Annotated in this window: 23 protein-coding genes; 15 read left to right on the forward strand and 8 right to left on the reverse strand. The window is 41.4% G+C overall.

Annotated features, from left to right (window positions below; all coding sequences use genetic code 11):
* Positions 1 to 3 precede the first annotated feature (3 nt).
* Entirely contained in the window at positions 4 to 213 is a 210-nt protein-coding gene (rnpZA, locus tag NSQ09_RS13800; protein WP_003222303.1) for an RNA polymerase subunit omega 1, read from the reverse strand.
* Between the two features lie 385 nt (positions 214 to 598).
* On the opposite strand from rnpZA, the gene NSQ09_RS13805 reads away from it, so the two are divergent.
* Positions 599 to 1,372, forward strand: coding sequence for a Cof-type HAD-IIB family hydrolase (locus NSQ09_RS13805; RefSeq protein ID WP_015252170.1), 774 nt, complete (start codon positions 599 to 601; stop codon positions 1,370 to 1,372).
* Between the two features lie 35 nt (positions 1,373 to 1,407).
* Here NSQ09_RS13805 and def read toward each other — a convergent pair whose 3' ends face one another.
* The gene (gene def / locus NSQ09_RS13810) at positions 1,408 to 1,962 is read right to left on the reverse strand and encodes a peptide deformylase (protein ID WP_003245474.1); all 555 of its coding nucleotides are present in this window, start codon (positions 1,960 to 1,962) and stop codon (positions 1,408 to 1,410) included.
* A 109-nt stretch (positions 1,963 to 2,071) separates the two neighbouring features.
* Positions 2,072 to 2,230: a YjcZ family sporulation protein gene (locus NSQ09_RS13815; protein ID WP_003232317.1), complete on the reverse strand. Its 159-nt coding sequence runs from the start codon at positions 2,228 to 2,230 to the stop codon at positions 2,072 to 2,074.
* A 213-nt stretch (positions 2,231 to 2,443) separates the two neighbouring features.
* Here NSQ09_RS13815 and NSQ09_RS13820 point away from each other — a divergent pair, with 213 nt between their 5' ends.
* The 5 genes from NSQ09_RS13820 to lpdA all read left to right on the forward strand — a co-directional run bounded on the left by NSQ09_RS13820 (position 2,444) and on the right by lpdA (position 8,494).
* Positions 2,444 to 3,115, forward strand: a complete 672-nt coding sequence (locus NSQ09_RS13820; RefSeq protein ID WP_129137628.1) for a YkyA family protein — start codon at positions 2,444 to 2,446, stop codon at positions 3,113 to 3,115.
* A 423-nt stretch (positions 3,116 to 3,538) separates the two neighbouring features.
* Entirely contained in the window at positions 3,539 to 4,654 is a 1,116-nt protein-coding gene (gene pdhA / locus NSQ09_RS13825) for a pyruvate dehydrogenase (acetyl-transferring) E1 component subunit alpha (RefSeq protein WP_003222294.1), read from the forward strand.
* Positions 4,655 to 4,657: 3 nt separating this feature from the next.
* Entirely contained in the window at positions 4,658 to 5,635 is a 978-nt protein-coding gene (gene pdhB / locus NSQ09_RS13830; protein ID WP_014113660.1) for a pyruvate dehydrogenase complex E1 component subunit beta, read from the forward strand.
* A 113-nt stretch (positions 5,636 to 5,748) separates the two neighbouring features.
* Positions 5,749 to 7,077: a pyruvate dehydrogenase complex dihydrolipoyllysine-residue acetyltransferase gene (gene pdhC / locus NSQ09_RS13835; protein WP_003232311.1), complete on the forward strand. Its 1,329-nt coding sequence runs from the start codon at positions 5,749 to 5,751 to the stop codon at positions 7,075 to 7,077.
* A 4-nt stretch (positions 7,078 to 7,081) separates the two neighbouring features.
* The gene (gene lpdA / locus NSQ09_RS13840) at positions 7,082 to 8,494 is read left to right on the forward strand and encodes a dihydrolipoyl dehydrogenase (RefSeq protein WP_003232309.1); all 1,413 of its coding nucleotides are present in this window, start codon (positions 7,082 to 7,084) and stop codon (positions 8,492 to 8,494) included.
* A 44-nt stretch (positions 8,495 to 8,538) separates the two neighbouring features.
* Here the strand turns inward: lpdA and slp are convergent, their stop codons facing one another.
* Positions 8,539 to 8,913, reverse strand: a complete 375-nt coding sequence (slp, locus tag NSQ09_RS13845) for a peptidoglycan-associated lipoprotein Slp (protein WP_003245672.1) — start codon at positions 8,911 to 8,913, stop codon at positions 8,539 to 8,541.
* Positions 8,914 to 9,330: 417 nt separating this feature from the next.
* On the opposite strand from slp, the gene NSQ09_RS13850 reads away from it, so the two are divergent.
* Positions 9,331 to 9,450, forward strand: a complete 120-nt coding sequence (locus NSQ09_RS13850; RefSeq protein WP_003232305.1) for a GapA-binding peptide SR1P — start codon at positions 9,331 to 9,333, stop codon at positions 9,448 to 9,450.
* 38 nt (positions 9,451 to 9,488) lie between these two features.
* Here NSQ09_RS13850 and speA read toward each other — a convergent pair whose 3' ends face one another.
* Positions 9,489 to 10,961: an arginine decarboxylase gene (gene speA, locus NSQ09_RS13855; RefSeq protein ID WP_041338194.1), complete on the reverse strand. Its 1,473-nt coding sequence runs from the start codon at positions 10,959 to 10,961 to the stop codon at positions 9,489 to 9,491.
* Positions 10,962 to 11,145: 184 nt separating this feature from the next.
* On the opposite strand from speA, the gene NSQ09_RS13860 reads away from it, so the two are divergent.
* Positions 11,146 to 11,412 (forward strand): UPF0223 family protein, encoded by a 267-nt coding sequence (locus NSQ09_RS13860; protein ID WP_003245382.1) that lies wholly within the window; start codon positions 11,146 to 11,148, stop codon positions 11,410 to 11,412.
* Between the two features lie 31 nt (positions 11,413 to 11,443).
* On the opposite strand, the gene NSQ09_RS13865 is transcribed toward NSQ09_RS13860, so the two are convergent.
* The gene (locus NSQ09_RS13865) at positions 11,444 to 12,082 is read right to left on the reverse strand and encodes a YktB family protein (protein WP_015252167.1); all 639 of its coding nucleotides are present in this window, start codon (positions 12,080 to 12,082) and stop codon (positions 11,444 to 11,446) included.
* Between the two features lie 239 nt (positions 12,083 to 12,321).
* Between NSQ09_RS13865 and NSQ09_RS13870 the strand changes: the two genes are divergently transcribed.
* The 3 genes from NSQ09_RS13870 to NSQ09_RS13880 all read left to right on the forward strand — a co-directional run bounded on the left by NSQ09_RS13870 (position 12,322) and on the right by NSQ09_RS13880 (position 13,901).
* Positions 12,322 to 12,510, forward strand: a complete 189-nt coding sequence (locus NSQ09_RS13870; protein WP_009967148.1) for a hypothetical protein — start codon at positions 12,322 to 12,324, stop codon at positions 12,508 to 12,510.
* A 139-nt stretch (positions 12,511 to 12,649) separates the two neighbouring features.
* Positions 12,650 to 13,447: an inositol-1-monophosphatase gene (gene suhB / locus NSQ09_RS13875; RefSeq protein WP_086343803.1), complete on the forward strand. Its 798-nt coding sequence runs from the start codon at positions 12,650 to 12,652 to the stop codon at positions 13,445 to 13,447.
* A 25-nt stretch (positions 13,448 to 13,472) separates the two neighbouring features.
* A complete protein-coding gene (locus NSQ09_RS13880; RefSeq protein WP_144453924.1) occupies positions 13,473 to 13,901 on the forward strand; it encodes a GNAT family N-acetyltransferase in 429 nt (142 codons plus the stop codon).
* Positions 13,902 to 13,977: 76 nt separating this feature from the next.
* Here NSQ09_RS13880 and NSQ09_RS13885 read toward each other — a convergent pair whose 3' ends face one another.
* Positions 13,978 to 14,892 carry a class I SAM-dependent methyltransferase gene (locus NSQ09_RS13885; RefSeq protein WP_017694804.1) on the reverse strand — a complete coding sequence of 305 codons (915 nt, stop codon included), beginning with the start codon at positions 14,890 to 14,892 and terminating at the stop codon, positions 13,978 to 13,980.
* Positions 14,893 to 15,245: 353 nt separating this feature from the next.
* Positions 15,246 to 16,811 (reverse strand): neutral metalloprotease NprE, encoded by a 1,566-nt coding sequence (nprE, locus tag NSQ09_RS13890; RefSeq protein WP_003245026.1) that lies wholly within the window; start codon positions 16,809 to 16,811, stop codon positions 15,246 to 15,248.
* 284 nt (positions 16,812 to 17,095) lie between these two features.
* Between nprE and NSQ09_RS13895 the strand changes: the two genes are divergently transcribed.
* Genes NSQ09_RS13895 through sigQ form a run of 4 tightly spaced genes read left to right on the forward strand, consistent with a single transcriptional unit; the run spans position 17,096 to position 20,106 of the window.
* Positions 17,096 to 19,036 carry a hypothetical protein gene (locus NSQ09_RS13895; RefSeq protein ID WP_080031030.1) on the forward strand — a complete coding sequence of 647 codons (1,941 nt, stop codon included), beginning with the start codon at positions 17,096 to 17,098 and terminating at the stop codon, positions 19,034 to 19,036.
* Complete coding sequence (locus tag NSQ09_RS13900; RefSeq protein ID WP_017694806.1) at positions 19,026 to 19,295, forward strand: hypothetical protein; 270 nt, start codon at positions 19,026 to 19,028, stop codon at positions 19,293 to 19,295. Before NSQ09_RS13895 ends, NSQ09_RS13900 begins: the two co-directional genes overlap by 11 nt.
* The gene (ylaC, locus tag NSQ09_RS13905; protein WP_341031733.1) at positions 19,295 to 19,816 is read left to right on the forward strand and encodes an RNA polymerase sigma factor YlaC; all 522 of its coding nucleotides are present in this window, start codon (positions 19,295 to 19,297) and stop codon (positions 19,814 to 19,816) included. Before NSQ09_RS13900 ends, ylaC begins: the two co-directional genes overlap by 1 nt.
* Positions 19,813 to 20,106, forward strand: a complete 294-nt coding sequence (gene sigQ / locus NSQ09_RS13910) for an anti-SigP sigma factor SigQ (RefSeq protein WP_024572388.1) — start codon at positions 19,813 to 19,815, stop codon at positions 20,104 to 20,106. The genes ylaC and sigQ overlap by 4 nt, the downstream gene beginning before the upstream one ends.
* Positions 20,107 to 20,135: the final 29 nt, after the last annotated feature.

The raw sequence follows: 20,135 nt of genomic DNA on the forward strand, positions 1-20,135 counted from the left end.
CGCTCATAACTCCAATACTTTAAAATTTTCGCTCTGTTGTTCATATTCTAAGAATGCACCATCAACAGGTGTAATAAACTCAATATTAAATTTCTTTTCTTTCAGCTTTGTTCTGACGTCACGCTCAGATACGCCTTCAATATAAAGTGAATCTGTCTTTTCCCGAACAGGTACTTCGTCAGCCTTCTCTTGATAAAATACCTTATAAATCATTCCAAATCTCTCCTTAAATGCCGTATGTTAGACTCGCTCATTCTATTATATTCGAAAACGGAATATAAGGAAAGCCTTGAGCAAAATAAGGATCTCTCAAAAAGTGAAAGATCCCTTGTCAGGCAATTGCTTTCTTACGGAGCATTCCGTTCCATTGTCTTCTGAGTTTCTTTCTTAATTTACGCAGCATTAGCCAGTTCCTCCTTTATTAAAATATTTGTCCCAGAGTTCTTTTATACAAATAGTATACGGAGATTGAGGAAGACTTTTCGTGGTTATTAATGGAATTTAATATGATTTTTGAACGAAATTGTTTGCTGAATGACAATCTTTTTGTATGATGAGGGTGGGAATTGCAGACCAAGACGATAAAGGGGAAGTTGCGATGGATTCTAAATTAATCTTTTTTGATATTGACGGCACAATATATGATCATGATAAGAATATACCGGAAAGTACGAGAAAAACCGTGGCGGAGCTGCAGCGCCAAGGGCATCATGTGTTTATTGCCAGCGGCCGGTCTCCATTTTTGGTTAAGCCAATTTTGGAGGAGCTGGGCATCCACTCATTTATTTCCTACAATGGACAGTTTGTTGTCTTTGAAAATCAAGTGATTTATAAAAATCCGCTGCCTGAAGATGCAATCAGGCGATTATTAAAGCAGGCGGATGAAGGCAAGCATCCTGTTGTGTTTATGGCTGAGGACACGATGAAAGCGACTGTTGCGGATCACCCTCATGTTCTTGAGGGAATTGGCAGCCTTAAAACCGATTATCCAGAGACCGATGACCTTTTTTATGAAGGAAAAGAAATTTTTCAGCTTCTTTTATTTTGTCAGGATGAAGAAGAAAAAGCTTATGCCGCTTTTCCTGAGTTTGATCTAGTTCGCTGGCATGAGCTATCGACTGATGTTCTGCCGCACGGAGGTTCGAAGGCAGAAGGAATCAAAAAAGTGATTGAGCGTCTTCCGTTTGATATCGGCGATACATATGCTTTCGGCGACGGATTAAATGATCTGCAAATGATTGAATATGTAGGGACAGGCGTTGCTATGGGAAATGCTGTTCCCGAACTGAAAGAAATCGCGGACTTTGTAACAAAGCCGGTGGACGAGGATGGAATTGCATACGCTGTCAAAGAATTGGGCCTTTTAAAATAAAGAAATGGCTGGCATTGTGCCAGCCGTTTTTTCTTTTAGCGCTCAATTGCGATTGCATTTTCAGGTTCTTTGAAAGGATTTTCCTTGTCAATATGATCATAGAACATAACGCCGTTCAAATGATCGATCTCATGCTGAAACACAATAGCCGGAAATCCTTTTAAACGAATATCAATATTTTCGCCTTCTAGTGTTGTTCCTTTTACTCTGATGCGAGCATAGCGGGGAACATAACCGGGAATCGCTTCATCTACAGAGAGGCAGCCCTCGCCGCTTGTTAAGTAGCTTTTTTCAACTGAATGGCTGACGATCTTAGGATTAAACAGAGCATAGCTGTATAGTTTACCGGAAGCATCTTCCGCATGAACGGCGATCATTCGTTTTTTGATATTAATTTGAGGAGCTGCGAGTCCTACGCCAGGGCGCAGCTTGTATTTTTCGGCTAATTCCGGATTTTGGCTGTTTTTAACAAATTCGATCATGTCGGCCAGCTGCTGTTTTTCTGCATCAGTTGGAGGCAGCTCAACAGGTTCGGCAGTCTCTCTGAGGGCTGGATGGCCGTCACGTACGATGTTTTCCATAGTAATCAAGAAACTTCACTCCTAAAGCTTAATATGTAAATTATATCGGATTTCTTCACAAAGGTGCAACGAAACGAATGACCAGCCGTATATGGCTGGTCAATTTCATGCTGTGTGGTTAGCAACAGCCTCCGCCTAAATAAGCAGCTCCGACAATGATTAACAGAATGAATAAAACAACGATTAGCGCAAAGGTGCGGCCGTAGCCATATCCGCAGCCACCATATCCGTAACCACCATAACTGCAGCAGCCTCCGCCGTAACCATATCCATACATATTACATAACCTCCTCTTTTAATTACGCCAGAGCCTTTATAAGTAGGCATAGCGTCTAATATAACCTATGTAAAAACAAAAAAGTTGTATGGTCATCTGTCCTGATTTTTCACTTTTTTGATTTAATTTCAGTATTGCATTTATACAGCACGGCTATTGCCAAATGTCCCCATGGATTCTATAGTAGAAATTGTCAAGATTGGGGGATTTAACGTGAAAGACGCTATAAAACGGCGGCCTGGAATCAAGATCGGAGCTTTTTGTGCCATGGCACTGATATTAACAGGATGCATGGGACAGGACCCGGTTGATTCACTTCATCATTCATTAGAAAAAGCCGCGGAATCGGAAAAGCCGTTTCAAGAAGAACAAAACACACTCAAAGAATTAGAGGCCAAAGAAAATCAGCTTTACGATAGTGTTATGAAGCTCAATATGGATGATTATAAAAAAATTGTTGCTTTATCTAATAAGGCGCTTGAAAATGTCAGCAAGCGCGAAGAACACCTAAAGCTTGAAAATGACAGCATGAAAAAATCGGAAACAGAATTTGAGGAAGCAAAAACGTCAGCGGAACATATTAAGGAAAAAGACATAAAAGAAAAGGCCGATGCCGCAGCAAACCATATGGAGAAAAGATATACATCATATGGCACCATGTATAAAGAGTATAAAAAAGCGCTTGAGCTTAATAAAAAACTGTATATGCAGCTGAAAGACAAAGACTTGACAAGAGATGATCTGGATCAGCAGATCGATAAAGTCAATGCTTCTTATGAAAAGATCCTTAAATATAGCGGAGAATTTAATGAACAAACCGAAAAATATAATAAAGCCCGGGAAGATTTATATGATGCTGCAAACTATCGTGTGAAAAAGAGCTGACTCGATCAGCTCTTTTTTTGAATATAATGCGATACAGATTTCGTTCAAAATTTTCATTTCTATTGTAGTACAGCATAGTAAGGTATACTAGTACAGTTTTGGGTGCGGTTGGCATCTGTTTTTTTGCTGAAAATGTAAAGCGAATACATTTATTGAAAATCAGCGATGAAAACGATTGACGGTTCTTCTTTATTTGGTGTAAACTAATCCATGTTAAGCGGTGTTGTATTAGTTTTTTACAACTTCGAAATAATACAGTTCAAAGCAGAGTGTAACTATCCTACATAAAAGGTTTTGGCAAACTGGGGATCGGCTAAAATATAATACGACTTACTGCTGATACTTTAGGGTACCCTAAGTTTGTATGTATAAAAGGAATGCACGTCTAATGACTGTTTAAAAGAAAGGAAGAGGTGACTTAGTATGGCTGCAAAAACGAAAAAAGCTATCGTTGACAGTAAGAAGCAATTTGATGCCATTAAAAAGCAGTTCGAAACGTTCCAAATTTTAAATGAAAAGGGAGAAGTCGTGAATGAAGCGGCGATGCCTGATTTAACTGATGATCAATTAAAAGAGCTAATGCGCCGCATGGTATTTACGCGTGTGCTTGACCAACGCTCTATCTCATTAAACCGTCAAGGACGTCTCGGATTTTACGCTCCTACTGCGGGTCAAGAAGCTTCTCAGATTGCAACGCATTTCGCGCTTGAAAAAGAAGACTTTGTTCTTCCTGGATACCGTGATGTGCCTCAGTTAATTTGGCACGGCCTTCCATTATATCAAGCGTTTCTTTTCTCTCGCGGACATTTCAGAGGAAACCAAATGCCTGATGATGTGAATGCCCTTTCTCCACAAATCATTATCGGTGCTCAATACATTCAAACTGCCGGTGTTGCGCTAGGTCTTAAAAAACGCGGTAAGAAAGCTGTCGCAATCACTTACACTGGTGACGGCGGAGCTTCTCAAGGGGACTTCTACGAAGGAATTAACTTTGCTGGAGCTTATAAAGCACCTGCAATCTTCGTGGTGCAAAACAACCGTTACGCGATTTCAACTCCTGTTGAAAAACAATCTGCAGCTGAAACAATTGCACAAAAAGCTGTAGCTGCCGGTATTGTCGGCGTACAAGTAGACGGAATGGATCCGCTTGCTGTATACGCAGCAACTGCTGAAGCACGCGAGCGCGCAATCAACGGCGAAGGTCCAACACTAATTGAAACACTTACATTCCGTTATGGCCCGCACACAATGGCTGGTGACGATCCTACTAAATATCGTACAAAAGAAATCGAAAATGAGTGGGAACAAAAAGATCCGCTTGTACGTTTCCGTGCGTTCCTTGAAAACAAAGGCTTATGGTCTGAAGAAGAAGAAGCAAAAGTGATTGAGGATGCGAAAGAAGAAATTAAGCAAGCGATCAAAAAAGCTGATGCTGAACCGAAGCAAAAAGTAACTGATTTAATGAAAATCATGTACGAAAAAATGCCTCACAACCTTGAGGAGCAATTTGAAATTTATACACAGAAGGAGTCGAAGTAAGCCATGGCGCAAATGACAATGATTCAAGCAATCACGGATGCGTTACGCACAGAACTGAAAAATGACGAAAATGTCTTAGTTTTCGGAGAAGACGTTGGTGTAAACGGCGGCGTATTCCGTGCGACAGAAGGATTGCAAAAAGAATTCGGTGAAGACCGTGTGTTTGACACGCCACTTGCTGAATCTGGTATCGGCGGTCTTGCCCTTGGTTTAGGCTTAAACGGCTTCCGTCCGGTAATGGAAATCCAATTCTTCGGATTTGTTTATGAAGTAATGGATTCAGTTTCTGGCCAAATGGCTCGTATGCGCTACCGTTCTGGCGGACGCTGGACTTCACCTGTAACAATTCGTTCTCCATTCGGCGGCGGTGTTCATACTCCTGAACTTCACGCTGACAGCTTGGAAGGTCTTGTTGCACAACAGCCTGGTATCAAAGTTGTTATTCCATCAACTCCTTACGATGCCAAAGGACTTTTAATTTCTGCGATCAGAGACAATGATCCTGTTGTCTTCTTAGAGCATATGAAGCTTTACCGTTCTTTCCGTCAGGAAGTTCCTGAAGAAGAATACACAATTGAGCTTGGAAAAGCTGACGTGAAACGTGAAGGTACTGATCTTTCAATCATCACTTACGGCGCAATGGTTCATGAATCATTAAAAGCTGCTGAGGAGCTTGAAAAAGACGGCATTTCTGCTGAAGTTGTCGACCTTCGTACAGTAAGCCCACTTGATATCGATACAATTATCGCTTCTGTAGAAAAAACAGGACGCGCGATTGTCGTTCAAGAGGCACAAAAACAAGCCGGTATTGCTGCAAACGTAGTTGCAGAAATTAATGACCGTGCGATCCTGAGCTTGGAAGCACCTGTACTTCGCGTTGCAGCGCCAGATACAGTATTTCCTTTCTCTCAAGCGGAGAGCGTATGGCTTCCAAACCATAAAGACGTTCTTGAAACAGCAAGAAAAGTGCTTGAATTTTAATCAAACTGCATAATCGAGAGGGAAGATGAACTTTTCCCTCTATTATATATCTGTTTTCAATGCTTACGATGTAAACTTTAAAATTGCTTAATCAAACTAGGAGGTCGAGAACTGTGGCATTTGAATTTAAACTTCCAGATATCGGGGAAGGTATCCACGAAGGCGAAATCGTAAAATGGTTTGTCAAGCCTAACGACGAGGTAGACGAAGATGATGTACTGGCTGAAGTCCAAAATGATAAAGCAGTAGTAGAAATTCCTTCACCTGTTAAAGGAAAAGTATTAGAATTAAAAGTTGAAGAGGGAACGGTTGCAACTGTTGGACAAACGATTATTACGTTTGATGCACCTGGTTACGAAGATCTTCAATTTAAAGGCAGCGACGAGTCTGACGATGCGAAAACTGAAGCACAAGTTCAGTCAACTGCAGAAGCTGGACAAGACGTTGCGAAAGAAGAGCAAGCTCAAGAGCCTGCAAAAGCTACTGGCGCAGGACAGCAGGATCAAGCTGAAGTTGACCCGAACAAACGCGTGATCGCTATGCCTTCCGTACGTAAATATGCTCGTGAAAAAGGCGTAGACATCCGTAAGGTTACTGGTTCAGGCAACAACGGACGTGTTGTAAAAGAAGATATCGACAGCTTTGTAAACGGAGGAGCGCAAGAAGCTGCACCGCAAGAAACAGCTGCACCACAAGAAACAGCTGCTAAACCGGCTGCTGCACCAGCTCCAGAGGGCGAATTCCCAGAAACACGCGAAAAAATGAGCGGTATCCGTAAAGCAATTGCAAAAGCGATGGTTAACTCTAAACACACTGCTCCTCACGTAACGTTAATGGACGAAGTGGACGTAACAAACCTTGTTGCACATCGTAAACAGTTCAAACAGGTTGCTGCTGATCAAGGAATCAAGCTGACTTACTTGCCTTACGTTGTAAAAGCTCTTACATCTGCACTGAAAAAATTCCCTGTTTTAAACACGTCAATTGACGATAAAACAGATGAAGTCATCCAAAAACATTACTTCAACATCGGTATCGCTGCTGACACTGAAAAAGGCTTGCTTGTACCGGTTGTGAAAAATGCAGATCGTAAATCTGTCTTTGAAATTTCTGATGAAATCAATGGCCTTGCAACAAAAGCTCGTGAAGGCAAGCTTGCTCCAGCTGAAATGAAAGGCGCATCTTGCACAATTACAAACATCGGTTCTGCCGGCGGACAATGGTTCACTCCGGTTATCAACCATCCAGAAGTTGCGATTCTTGGTATCGGACGCATTGCAGAAAAAGCGATTGTTCGTGATGGCGAAATCGTAGCAGCTCCAGTCTTAGCTCTTTCTCTCAGCTTCGACCACCGTATGATCGACGGAGCAACTGCGCAAAATGCATTAAATCACATCAAGCGTTTACTGAACGATCCACAATTAATTTTAATGGAGGCGTAATGTTATGGTAGTAGGAGATTTCCCTATTGAAACAGATACTCTTGTAATTGGTGCGGGACCTGGCGGCTATGTAGCTGCCATCCGCGCTGCACAGCTTGGACAAAAAGTAACAGTCGTTGAAAAAGCAACTCTTGGAGGCGTTTGTCTGAACGTTGGATGTATCCCTTCAAAAGCGCTGATCAATGCAGGTCACCGTTATGAGAATGCAAAACATTCTGATGACATGGGAATCACTGCTGAGAATGTAACAGTTGATTTCACAAAAGTTCAAGAATGGAAAGCTTCTGTTGTCAACAAGCTTACTGGCGGTGTAGCAGGTCTTCTTAAAGGCAACAAAGTAGATGTTGTAAAAGGTGAAGCTTACTTTGTAGACAGCAATTCAGTTCGTGTTATGGATGAGAACTCTGCTCAAACATACACGTTCAAAAACGCAATCATCGCTACTGGATCTCGTCCTATCGAATTGCCAAACTTCAAATATAGTGAGCGTGTCCTGAATTCAACTGGCGCTTTGGCTCTTAAAGAAATTCCTAAAAAGCTCGTTGTTATCGGCGGCGGATACATCGGAACTGAACTTGGAACTGCGTATGCTAACTTCGGTACTGAACTTGTTATTCTTGAAGGCGGAGATGAAATTCTTCCTGGCTTCGAAAAACAAATGAGTTCTCTTGTTACACGCAGACTGAAGAAAAAAGGCAACGTTGAAATCCATACAAACGCGATGGCTAAAGGCGTTGAAGAAAGACCAGACGGCGTAACAGTTACTTTCGAAGTAAAAGGCGAAGAAAAAACTGTTGATGCTGATTACGTATTGATTACAGTAGGACGCCGTCCAAACACTGATGAGCTTGGTCTTGAGCAAGTCGGTATCGAAATGACGGACCGCGGTATCGTGAAAACTGACAAACAGTGCCGCACAAACGTACCTAACATTTATGCAATCGGTGATATCATCGAAGGACCGCCGCTTGCTCATAAAGCATCTTACGAAGGTAAAATCGCTGCAGAAGCTATCGCTGGAGAGCCTGCAGAAATCGATTACCTTGGTATTCCTGCGGTTGTTTTCTCTGAGCCTGAACTTGCATCAGTTGGTTACACTGAAGCACAGGCGAAAGAAGAAGGTCTTGACATTGTTGCTGCTAAATTCCCATTTGCAGCAAACGGCCGCGCGCTTTCTCTTAACGAAACAGACGGCTTCATGAAGCTGATCACTCGTAAAGAGGACGGTCTTGTGATCGGTGCACAAATCGCCGGAGCAAGTGCTTCTGATATGATTTCTGAATTAAGCTTAGCGATTGAAGGCGGCATGACTGCTGAAGATATCGCGATGACAATTCACGCTCACCCAACATTGGGCGAAATCACAATGGAAGCTGCTGAAGTGGCAATCGGAAGTCCGATTCACATCGTAAAATAATTTTCATATCAAAAACAGCCCTCGCTCAAAGCGGGGCTGTTTTTTTATTTTGACAGCACATGCTGTAATGGTTTAATGATGTCTTCTTTCTTTTTCACACATCCCTCGATTTTAACCACGACATGGCGCTGATCAACAACCATAAGAGTAGGGACAGTTTCAATCTCATCTTCCCAGCCTTCTTTTTTATCATAGACCTTCATTTTATCTATTTGCTCGGGATAATCTTTTTCTAAATCAAGCAGTGCATCGTAATAAGGCGCTTCCTGGTCTATTTGGTTCTCATCAGAAAAAAACAGGATTTGTGTATGATGAATGTTGTCAATCCGGCTTTTTTTCATCGGATTGATGGTGGAAAGCGTACAGCCCGATAAAGCAAATACTATTATCAGCATGGGGAATACCGCGCGATATCGCATCTATCTTCTCCTCTGTATAAACAGTAGTTAACTAGCTTTAGTTTATCACGAGAGGCGGCTTAATCTGCTTCTTGTTACCTAATTGTTATATAATTGAAACCGTTTTTAAAGTGAGATTACATATTATATCAATCGTTTAAAATAGCAACCTGGGGTATATTGAATTTTTTGCTGCATTCTTGGATGAAAGTTCAAGAAAACGTGAAATTACATTATGTGCTGTGGCATATATATCGAGTAAAGCTTCGTATGAAGAAGATATTGTATGAGGGAAAATGGAAAAACAAGGTGTATATGATGAGATAAAATCAAATGTGTTATACAGTTTGTTGTTGACATTTTAAATGTGACATATTAATATAATAACAACAAAAGAAATTAAGCGTTTTCAAATTTCAAAGAAATGGGGAATAAGAGATGGGTACGATTGTTTGCCAAGATTGCAACGAAGCCATTCATTACTTTGAAGATGAGAAAGTGACAACATTATACGGAACATGCTGCGGACAATGTCAATGTCCTGTTGATGAAGAGTAAAAAAAGCATGCGGCTTAAAGCCGCATGCTTTTTATTTTTTATTGAATTGCTTTTTGTTCTTTGATGACCCGGATCATATGTAAAGTCGAGTCCTCAGGTCCTTGAACAGGGAGGCCTGCGTCAAGGTTTTTAAAAATGTAGCTGATGTTTTCTTCTGTAATAATTTCTCCTGGAATGAAGATTGGAATACCAGGCGGATATACCATGACAAATTCAGCGATAATCCGTCCGGATGATTCTTTTAATGGAATGACTTCCGTATTTGCATAGAAAGCATCACGCGGAGTCATTGCCAATAAAGGTATTGCAGGAAGCAGAACCTCAGTTTGCTGATGTGTTACATCTTGTTCTGACATTTGCTGTGCGATCTCAGTTAAAGCCTCTACAAGCCGGTCTGCATCGTTTTGGCTGTCGCCAGGAGTGAAAATACACAAAATATTGTACAGATCAGAAAGCTCAACCTCAATATTAAAGGATTCACGAAGCCATTTTTCCACGTCATGTCCTGTCAGGCCAAGACTTTTCACAGAGATAATCAATTTTGTCGGATCATAGCTGTAAGCTGCTTTCGACCCAAGAATCTCAGAACCGACACAATAAATGCCTTCAATCTGGTTGAGGCGATCTCTCGTCTGATTGGCAAGCTTGAGTGTTTCCTCAGCAAGCTGGCGGCCTTCTGTTGCAAGGCGTTTTCTGGCAACATCCAAAGAAGCGAGAAGCAAGTAAGAAGTTGACGTAGTTGTCAGCATGCTCAGGATGGATTGCACTCTGTCTTTTGATACAAGGCCCTCTCTCATGTTTAAAATCGAACTTTGCGTGAGTGATCCGCCCAGCTTGTGTACACTTGTCGCTGCTATGTCCGCTCCTGCCTGCATAGCCGATAGCGGCAATTCGTCGTGAAAATGAATGTGAACGCCGTGTGCTTCATCCACAAGCACTGGCACATCAAACGAATGAGCGAGTTCTACGATGCTTTTTAAGTCGGCTGCAACACCGAAATATGTCGGGTTGATGACGAGAAGCCCTTTTGCATCCGGATGTTCAGTAAGCGCCCGTTTAGCAGATTCAAGTGTAATGCCGTGGGAGATGCCCAATTCATTGTCAATTTCAGGATGAATAAAAATTGGAACCGCTCCGGAAAATACAATAGCTGTCATAATTGATTTATGAACATTTCTTGGAATAATAATTTTATCGCCAGGTCCGCAAACAGCCATTACCATTGTCATAATGGCGCCGCTTGTTCCTTGAACAGAAAAAAATGTGTGATCCGCGCCAAATGCTTCAGCAGCCAGATCTTGTGCTTGTTTAATAATGCCTTTTGGCGCGTGCAGATCGTCTAATGGTTCAATGTTAATCAAATCTATGCTTAACGCGTTTTCACCGATAAATTGTCTGAATTCTGGGTCCATTCCTGCCCCTTTTTTGTGGCCGGGAATGTGGAATTGAACAGGCTGTCTGCTTGCATGCTTTTTCAGTCCTGTATATAAGGGTGTTTCATGTTGCGACAATTGTTTTCCCACCTTTGTAATCATACCTATGCATAATAGTGTGTATTAAAATCAGTTTCTCAACCGTTTTTTAGACGTAAAACAAATGAATTATATTATGAACTTGAAAGAATGTAAAGAACAATTTATGATCAAATGAAGATGCTTTCTCTTAAGGGAAGTAAATCTACAAGGAGTGAAGAAAATGGAGTATCAATATCCGATGAATGAAGATTGGACAACCGAAGAAGCAGTGGATGTGATTGCATTTTTCCAGCAGGTTGAGCTTGCATATGAAAAAGGGGCGGATCGTGAAGAACTGCTTAAAGCTTACCGCCGTTTCAAGGAAATTGTACCGGGGAAGGCCGAGGAAAAAAAGCTATGCGGCGAGTTTGAGGAACAAAGTACATATTCTCCTTATCGCACGGTCAAACAGGCGAGAGAATCTGATCACGCGAAGATTAAGATGTAGGAAAAAGAGCCGGGGATGTCCCGGCTCTTTTTTATGCTTGTGATACTTTTTGGGTGAGACGGTACAGAAAAGCAAGCTGCTTAAAGGCATCGTCGATACGCTGAAGGAATTCCTGGTTATTCATATTCAGCACTTCTTCTTTTTGGAGCTGGATGCCGCATAACAGCTCGGCTTTCTTTACAGTCTGCAAACGCTCAAACAGTGTCTTCAGCTGCTCCTTGTCCATTTCAGACTGTTTATGTACTCCCGGTTTTGTGTGATCTGCAGACCAAACGAAGCTGTCAGGGATATTTTTCGTAATGGTTTCTTGGTTCACTTCAAGCAATTTGCCGTATTCTTCTTTGATAGGGGATTCATAAATAATCGCGAACCATACAAAGACGTGGCTTTCCCATAAACCAATTTGGAAATGCGGCAGTTTTTTATAGCCTCTTTTGCTGTTTGCGAACGCCACCCAGCTGTCAGCCGGGGGATTGACGGATCTTCTTGCGTGCTTTGCCACATGCGGAAACATTTCATCTCCGGTTAAAGCTGATAAAGTTGGGGCAAAATGTTCGCCTAGAGCTGTAAGCTTCGGACGGACCGTCTCTTTTAATACTTCCATGCGCGCGTCTAAGCCTTCTATTGTAAATGTGTTAAAGTCTTCTTCAGTGAAACGCATTTGTGTCATGATTTTCCTCCTTCATGCTAAGTATACATATTTTATCACAGTTCATACGAGTTTCAAAAAGATTGAGCGCGTTTGAAGTAAGGGGAAATGTGGTAATAAATGAGTAGGTAAACACACAATTTTCAGAATCATGTTGCGCGTAAATAGAACAATCATACGATATAAGAAGTAATCATTGTTGAATGGCAAAATGGGATGCTTTTTTACAAACAAATGATCTCTGGAAGGGGCGAAAGACAATGAGGCAAGTTGTAAAAGAGGGATTTAAGGAAGAGAAAAACAATCGTGTTGCTGTCTGGAGACTAGAGGTTGATTATGAATTGGCAACCCTATATGAAGCAATGCAGAAAGAAAATGAAGAGCAGATTGAACAAAGCAAAAACAAACTTGAGCGACTTAGAAAAGAATGGATTCGTCTTAACGGGTAAAAAAGCGATAGTGAAAACGAACCGCATGAATGGTTCGTTTTTACGTGAGAAGGGATATTTTTCATTTTCCTTGCTTTTTCATTGCCGTTATCAGTATCCTATAAAATAAAAGGTCTACATAGAAGAGAGGTACGAACGAATGACAAATTGGACGGAAATTGATGAGATTGCAAAGAAATGGATAAGAGAAGCAGGCGCGAGAATTAAACAATCCATGCATGAAAGCCTAACAATTGAAACGAAATCAAATCCGAATGATTTAGTCACCAATATTGACAAAGAAACCGAAAAGTTTTTCATTGATCGAATTCAAGAAACATTTCCGGGACATCGGATACTCGGTGAAGAGGGGCAAGGAGACAAAATCCACTCACTTGAGGGAGTCGTATGGATTATTGATCCGATTGATGGGACGATGAATTTTGTGCACCAGCAAAGAAATTTTGCGATTTCCATTGGGATTTTTGAAAACGGTGAAGGGAAAATCGGTTTAATTTATGATGTGGTGCACGATGAGCTGTATCACGCATTTAGCGGCAGAGGAGCTTATATGAATGAAACGAAGCTGGCTCCATTAAAAGAAACCGTCATTGAAGAAGCGATTCTTGCCATTAATGCAACATGGGTAACGGAAAACAGAAGAATTGATCAAAGTGTGTTAGCGCCACTTGTGAAAAGAGTCAGAGGCACACGCTCCTACGGTTCTGCCGCTTTAGAGCTGGCAAATGTCGCGGCAGGAAGAATAGATGCTTACATCACGATGCGGCTTGCGCCATGGGACTACGCAGCCGGCTGTGTGCTGTTAAATGAAGTAGGAGGTACCTATACGACCATTGAAGGAGAGCCGTTTACCTTTTTAGAAAACCACAGTGTGCTAGCCGGAAACCCATCTATACATAAAACGATATTTGAAGAGTATCTTCATGCTCGGAAGTAGGCCATTTGAGCAGGATGATCTCAGCTTGTTAGAAAAGCTCGCGGAGGCTCATCCTGTATGGAAAGAGGAGGAGTTTGGAGATAAAGATGCAGAAGACTATATCATTTCCTACTCCATGTACAACGGTTCATGGCTTGTATGGGAAAAAGACGGTATGCCTGTTGCCGTCAGCTACCATCTCGAGTGGTCTCCTTCAAACAGTAAGCCGTGGCTCGGAACGGTCCTGATTGACCCGGTTGAAGAAAAAAAGGGACATGCGAAGATGATCATTGAACAGATCAGCAAATTGCTTAGAGCGAAACATAAAGCGATGTTTGCGGGAGTTCCCATTGAGCGCAGTGAATGGATACTGTTTTTAAGCCAATGCGGCTTTGAACAGCTGAAAACGGAAAAAGATGAGAAAGGCAAATCATTTATGATCTTGGTGAAGCCTTTAGCAGAAGCTGCCGTATGATAACGGCAGCTTATTTGCTGCATGCGGATTCAATAAAAGCCTCTCAAACATTGAGAGGCTTCTGATAATTTGAAAATTATTTTTTTACCGCATGAATATAATGAATCGTTTCAAACGCTGACAAATTGTCTTTTCGATTACTAAAGAAAAGGTCATTAATGTCGTCTGGTGATAGATGTTCATAGATCAGTAAACCAGATGACTCTAACAGATGTTCAATCTCTTGATAAGTGAAACATGATTTCATCGGTTCCCCGCTTGCGGCAGCCATCTTCACCATAGCTTCAACTCGATTTGACGTCCCTTTTGCTGTAAAAAGTGTTTCGTCCGCATAATCAAAAACAATAGAGCTTCCAGGCGGGACATAAGAAAATAAATTGCTGATCAAGCTTGCATTTTCTTCCCGTGTTACATAATAAGACACTCCGAGAAGGCTGAAGAATGTTTTTGTGTTCTTAAATCCTTCATCTAAGAGAGGATCATACGAAAACGTTTTGGTGAAATCCATAGGAACAAAATGAAGATGACCCGGAATTGTCAGATTTGCATCCTTCAGCTTATTTTTTTTGAATTGCTGTGTAGCCGGATGGTCAACCTCGAAAACCTGTAAGCTGTTTTCTAATTCTGGATGCCGAAAGCAGAAAGTATCCAGCCCCGCTCCAAGAATGACATACTGTTTTGTCCCCAGGATTATTTCGTTGTGCAAGACTTTTTCACAATAAGAAGCACGTGCTAGGGGCGTGGGAGACAGCTGGATTTGTGCAACCCATTTTAATATTTTTTCAGGATCATTTTGAAGACGTTCGGCGATCTCTTTGTTGAAAAACGATATTCCTTGAATCATATTTTTACTGATGTCGATAAACTCTTTTTCGTTAATGAGATCTTTTGCGATAAAATCATCAAAAATAAGAGGTGTGTCATATCGGCTGTGATATGCACGGGCAAAAGCTGAAATTAGAGACGTTAAGCTGGACTCATTTTTCCTCATGAAATGATCCTCCACAAAAAATAAGATTCCCCTGGCCAGGAGAATCTTATTATACATACAAATATATTAATAGTAAATTTTAGCACAAATAAATTTTTTTGTCAATGTTTTTGCTCTTAACTGGACGCGCGATCCTTCACATAGCCACGTGACCTGTAGCAGAATTCGTCTATCAATTATGTGGACTGAATCATTAGCTTTTATAAAATGCGCACTTGCGGCTGCATCCCTCTTTTTGCAAATCAGAAGCCGTTTCTGTCTCATGGCAGCATCTTTTCGTCATTGCTGCTGAAGAGAGTAATCAAGATATATAACGAAAAAAAAGCCTGAGAAATCTCAGGCTTTTTCTAATATTACAATCCAACAGCATTCCAGGCTGCTTCAACTTTAGCGGCATCAGTTGAGCCGTAGAGGTCACGGGCAGACTGAATGAGAGCTGCCTTGGCATCTTTGAACGTGGAAGAAGGCGTGAGGTACGTTGTTAACGCACGGTAATAGATTTGCTGTGATTTAGATACACCAAGTTTTGTGATGGTGTTGTAAGCGGCTTTGTTTGGAATTCCGCTGTTTGTGTGTACACCGCCATAATCGCCTTCATCTGTGTTTGGAAGGTTTCTGTAATTGGCGTAATTGTCAGGCTGGTTGTATTTTGTAGGGTTGGACAGGCTGCGAAGAGCAGGCTGGCTGACCGTAATGTCTTCACCGATGTCCCAGTCTTCTGTATCGTTAAAATACCCGAATACGTCAGAGAAAGACTCGTTTAATGCACCTGGCTGATTTTCATAAATCAAGTTGGCTGTTTCTTGGGTGACGCCATGTGTCATTTCATGCGCTGTCACATCTAATGAGCCGGAAAGCGGAGAGAAGAATGAACCGTCGCCATCACCGTAAATCATCTGGTCTCCTGTCCATGCAGCGTTATTGTATTGAGTGCCGTAGTGAACGGAAGAAACGATTTTACTGCCTTTGTTATCATAGCTGTTTCGTTTAAAGTTTGAATAAAAATAATCATACACTTTACCGAGGTTATAGTGTGCGTCAACGGCTGCCCGCTGTGATGAAGATGTAAATGTTTTCGTTGTGCTTGAGACAAGCGTGCCCGGAAGGCGGCTTTGTCTGTTTTGCAAATCATATGTGATGATTTGGGTGCCTGTTGGTTTTGAAAGATCTCTTAGAACATATTTTCCGCCTTCATAAGAGATGTTCAAAGGAACAGTTGCGCCCTTTAGAGTTGTTCCGCTTCCAGTGGCGGCGGCATGTTCTACTTTATTTTGCTGTTTTAAAATGCTGCCTGTTTCGGCGTCAACTAAGACTTCCCAGTTTGCAGGTTCAGGCTCGACATAGCGAATCGTCACGTCGTAAGCAAGACGATAGCTGCCGTCCTTTGTTTCTATCGCTTTCAATTCGGCTTTATTGCTGTTTTTGGCCGCTCCGTTAGAAACAGCGTCTGGTGATTTGCCGATAGCTTTGAAAGCGAGTGCCAGCGCTTTTTCAGAAGAGACTTTTTGGCTGTTATCTGTTTTTGCAGCAGATTGATTGTGTAATTCACCATTGACCGCATAGACATTATCGGATTTATCGACGTGAACGATTACTTGCGAATCTTTAATTGGCACTCCGTTAACGACAGGCGCATATCGAAAGTGCTTGTATCCAAGGGCATCAGTCGTGCTTTCAACAAGCTTCAGCCTTTTGGAAGGGTCACCTTTAAAAATGTTGCTGTTCTTTTTCAAAAACTGCTTGACAGCCTTGTCATTTGGTGCAGAGAGTTCTGATTGCGCAATCGCATTTTTGGAGAGGAAATTTGTTTGATTCTCTTTAAGCTGATGACCTTCAGCAGCCTGAACACCTGGCAGGCTGATTGATAAACTCATAAACGAAGCAGCGACAGCAACAGACAATTTCTTACCTAAACCCACAATAAATCCCCCTTTTTGAAAATACTGAAAACTTTATATTGTTATATTAAACTAGCATTCTGGAATACTCAACAAAAACTAACATAACTAGACAAAATTGATAGTATTGTCCTGTGTTTGTTTTTGTTGAATAATATCAAGATGAGTCAAGTGTCATGTGGTGGTTCATTCAAGAGTTATGTTTTTTTCATATCAAGGGGAAGATGAGATATTTTTGTTTCATCTTGAAACTTTTTGAAAAGTCCGCTGTCTAACCGAATGAGGCCTTAATAAGAAGTAAAGGATTGTTGTTCGTGTTGGAGTTATTCAGTCATTATGTATTGCATTTCGAACGTTATTTTATATTAAGCAGACAAAGCACCCTGCTGATTCAATGGTCAATTGTTGTTCTGGCGGGCTTATATCTTTTGGTGCATCATCCCAAAATAAACCGGCAGCGCACAATGTTCTTGGCGGGTGTTATGTTGCGGATTGTGCTGCTGGCGGGAGTGTCTGTTGAACTTATTCACCAGGTGCAATCAACAAACTTCACCAGCGCTTACTTAAGAGAGGACGGAAAAGAACTGCTGCCGCTGCTGCATTTTTTGTTATACGGATATGTGCTGCTGACGGCTTTTCACTATATGCTGATGCCGCGTGATCATGGCGGAAAGGGTAAGTTTTATACGTTCGACCTTGCCGTTGTCAGTTTGCCAATCGTACAAATGATATTCAGTTTCTTTACGTATTGGAAGGAAAATCCGGATGGAGTCGAGCCAATTGCATTCGTGTTTCTGTTTTTCATCATCACTCTTCCCATTGCGTTGAATGTAGTGTTTTTCAAGCTGTATTGGAGAACAAATAAGATTTTACTAGGCCTATTTTATACGCTGATTATCGGACTGCTTGTCTTGCTGCTTGCGCCATATCCCAATCAAATCTCAAAAGATTATGGTGCAGTAATGCCATATACGATTTATTTGGCAATGGCGGGATTTTTGATGAGCTGTCATCTGTTCCAAAAGTCAGGAAAGGTTTATGTGCGTGTGAATAAGTGGGTGACGATGGCTGTCATGGTGTTTTTTGTCCTGCTGTTAAATCTAATATATAACATAGGAACGGCTGCTTTCGCTTTATCAAAGCCAGCAAATGTCCATGATTCATTCAATTTTGTCGGGGAGCACATTTCATCAGAAAAAGCGGAACAGATACTAAAGTCATTTTTTCCTACGGATGAAACACTTTATTTGCACGATACAAACATGGATGTGCATTATTTCTACTCATTTGAAAGCAAAGGTTATAAAGCTGAGGTAGATGAAGTATCGCAGCTGATTCGTAATTATGAATACTTACAAAAAGCGCATGGGAAAAAGCTAACGAATCAGGAGTACAAGCGAAAGTCCATCGCTTTCCTTGAGCGACACGGACGTGTGTTACATAAGGATCATATCGAAACAAAGGTATCTCAAGAAGACGGCCAGACAGTCGTACGTATTTACCTGAAAAATCAACTTCATAAAAAAGATCATGCTGATGATGGCGCGGTATTTTATTGGGAAAAGGAAACCTTAATGGGTTTTAGTGAAGATCCTTCGATTTATCGGCTTGACTCTCTTCTGCATGTTCATATAACAGAACAAAACATTCACGACAAAGTGGAACAAATGTTTACAGCACTGAACATCTCAAAACAGCCTTATCAGATCACTGATATTGAAAGCAATAGCCTGCTCGGAAGCATGGTGAGAGTTGAAACAAAAGGTGGAATTGTTTTGGAATTTGAGGGCGAATCCGGTTGTTTACATAGTCTTTCGCTTCCGATGAAAAAGAATATCTCAATGGCTAACAGCCGGCTGCAGCATCAGATATTATCGATCTTCGATGCTCGTGAATCAGAAAAGAAGAAAAAAAGCAGTCAGGGTGACATGGTGATGTATACTGATTCTTCTAAAATATATGAGTTTTTTGAAGATCAAGGTCAGCTAAACGTTTATGTATACAGCGATACACCTGATCAGTCATTCCCCTATACGTATCGTAATGGAACATTGGCTTACGAAAAAGTAGCTTCTCTATATCAGGATGTCATTTACAAAAAGCGTATGCGCCCGATTATCGTTCAAAGAGGGGATGAACGGCATTATGCATGGCTGATCATTATTCAGCCGTTTGGTTCAAATCGCCATGATGCCTATGTAGTGGATGGAGAAACACAAGAGGTGAAAAGTCTTTATGAATCATAAAGAAAAAGAGTCTGTTTTTGTAGACCTATACGACCTGTATAAAGAAGGAGAGCTAGAGGATGAATCAATGGAATGGATGAAACAGCATGAATCCCAATTCCAAAAGAATGCGGAAGACTTAAAGAGTAATACTTGTTTAAAGAGAAGTCCCGGTGCTGAAGAAGAAAGCCAAATCAGATATATGAAAGTATACCTGTCTTCCATGTATATCTGTTTCATTTTATTGGCCATTTGGATGACGGTGTGGTTTTACTTTTAATGAAGCATAGGGATTCCATTGAGGACTTGTATCGACAGTATTATCAAGGAATTTTAAATTATTTATTCAGAAGGACTCATCATCTTGAAACAGCCAAGGACTTAGCGCAGGACACGTTTGTGAAAGCTCTTAACGGTCTGGCTTCGTTTAGGGGGCATTCTTCCATCAGAACATGGCTCTACACCATTGCGCATCATACCTTTATCAATTGGTACCGCAGGGATGTCAAATACCAATTTACTGATATCAGCAAAAATGAAGGGTTAACGCAAACAACTTATGAGCAGCCTGAACAGTATCTGTCACGGACGGTGAAAAGCGAAACAATGCGGCAGGAGCTCCTGAAGTTAAATAATCAGCATCAATCCGTTTTGATTTTAAGAGAATTCCAAGAGCTTTCTTATGAAGAAATCGCTGAGATATTAGGTTGGAGTCTTTCTAAGGTGAAAACCACATTGCACCGGGCTAGATTAGAGCTAAAGAAAAACATGACGAAAAGTAGAGAGGAGGAGCGGATATGATCTGCTTTCTAGTAAGAGACCTGCTTCCTCTGTATCTTGAAGGTGATTGTAAAAGAGAAACGGAACACGTTATAGAAGAGCATTTAAAAATGTGCAGCAGCTGCAGAGACATGTATGACACGATGGCTGAGCCATTTGAATTGGAAAGCGAACAGGCCGTTGAGGAGGCTTTTCTGCCGGAAGAAGAACTGCGTTTTAAACAGAGGTACTATGGATTACTGATTATGAAAGCCGCCTGCTGGTTTGGAGCGGCGGTTGCCGTGATGCTGATCATCAAACTGCTGATATAAAAAAAAGCGCTTGTCCGATTCCGGCAAGC

It is taken from the genome of Bacillus sp. FSL W8-1202, assembly GCF_038006165.1.
Classification (GTDB): domain Bacteria; phylum Bacillota; class Bacilli; order Bacillales; family Bacillaceae; genus Bacillus; species Bacillus subtilis.

What these genes read in the sequence shown, in the direction of transcription:
- rnpZA (WP_003222303.1), bottom strand. Translation starts at nt 213, where the DNA reads ATGATTTATAAGGTATTTTATCAAGAGAAGGCTGACGAAGTACCTGTT.
- NSQ09_RS13805 (WP_015252170.1), top strand. Translation starts at nt 599, where the DNA reads ATGGATTCTAAATTAATCTTTTTTGATATTGACGGCACAATATATGAT.
- NSQ09_RS13815 (WP_003232317.1), bottom strand. Translation starts at nt 2,230, where the DNA reads ATGTATGGATATGGTTACGGCGGAGGCTGCTGCAGTTATGGTGGTTAC.
- pdhA (WP_003222294.1), top strand. Translation starts at nt 3,539, where the DNA reads ATGGCTGCAAAAACGAAAAAAGCTATCGTTGACAGTAAGAAGCAATTT.
- pdhB (WP_014113660.1), top strand. Translation starts at nt 4,658, where the DNA reads ATGGCGCAAATGACAATGATTCAAGCAATCACGGATGCGTTACGCACA.
- lpdA (WP_003232309.1), top strand. Translation starts at nt 7,082, where the DNA reads ATGGTAGTAGGAGATTTCCCTATTGAAACAGATACTCTTGTAATTGGT.
- slp (WP_003245672.1), bottom strand. Translation starts at nt 8,913, where the DNA reads ATGCGATATCGCGCGGTATTCCCCATGCTGATAATAGTATTTGCTTTA.
- NSQ09_RS13850 (WP_003232305.1), top strand. Translation starts at nt 9,331, where the DNA reads ATGGGTACGATTGTTTGCCAAGATTGCAACGAAGCCATTCATTACTTT.
- NSQ09_RS13860 (WP_003245382.1), top strand. Translation starts at nt 11,146, where the DNA reads ATGGAGTATCAATATCCGATGAATGAAGATTGGACAACCGAAGAAGCA.
- NSQ09_RS13865 (WP_015252167.1), bottom strand. Translation starts at nt 12,082, where the DNA reads ATGACACAAATGCGTTTCACTGAAGAAGACTTTAACACATTTACAATA.
- NSQ09_RS13870 (WP_009967148.1), top strand. Translation starts at nt 12,322, where the DNA reads ATGAGGCAAGTTGTAAAAGAGGGATTTAAGGAAGAGAAAAACAATCGT.
- suhB (WP_086343803.1), top strand. Translation starts at nt 12,650, where the DNA reads ATGACAAATTGGACGGAAATTGATGAGATTGCAAAGAAATGGATAAGA.
- NSQ09_RS13885 (WP_017694804.1), bottom strand. Translation starts at nt 14,892, where the DNA reads ATGAGGAAAAATGAGTCCAGCTTAACGTCTCTAATTTCAGCTTTTGCC.
- NSQ09_RS13900 (WP_017694806.1), top strand. Translation starts at nt 19,026, where the DNA reads ATGAATCATAAAGAAAAAGAGTCTGTTTTTGTAGACCTATACGACCTG.
- ylaC (WP_341031733.1), top strand. Translation starts at nt 19,295, where the DNA reads ATGAAGCATAGGGATTCCATTGAGGACTTGTATCGACAGTATTATCAA.
- sigQ (WP_024572388.1), top strand. Translation starts at nt 19,813, where the DNA reads ATGATCTGCTTTCTAGTAAGAGACCTGCTTCCTCTGTATCTTGAAGGT.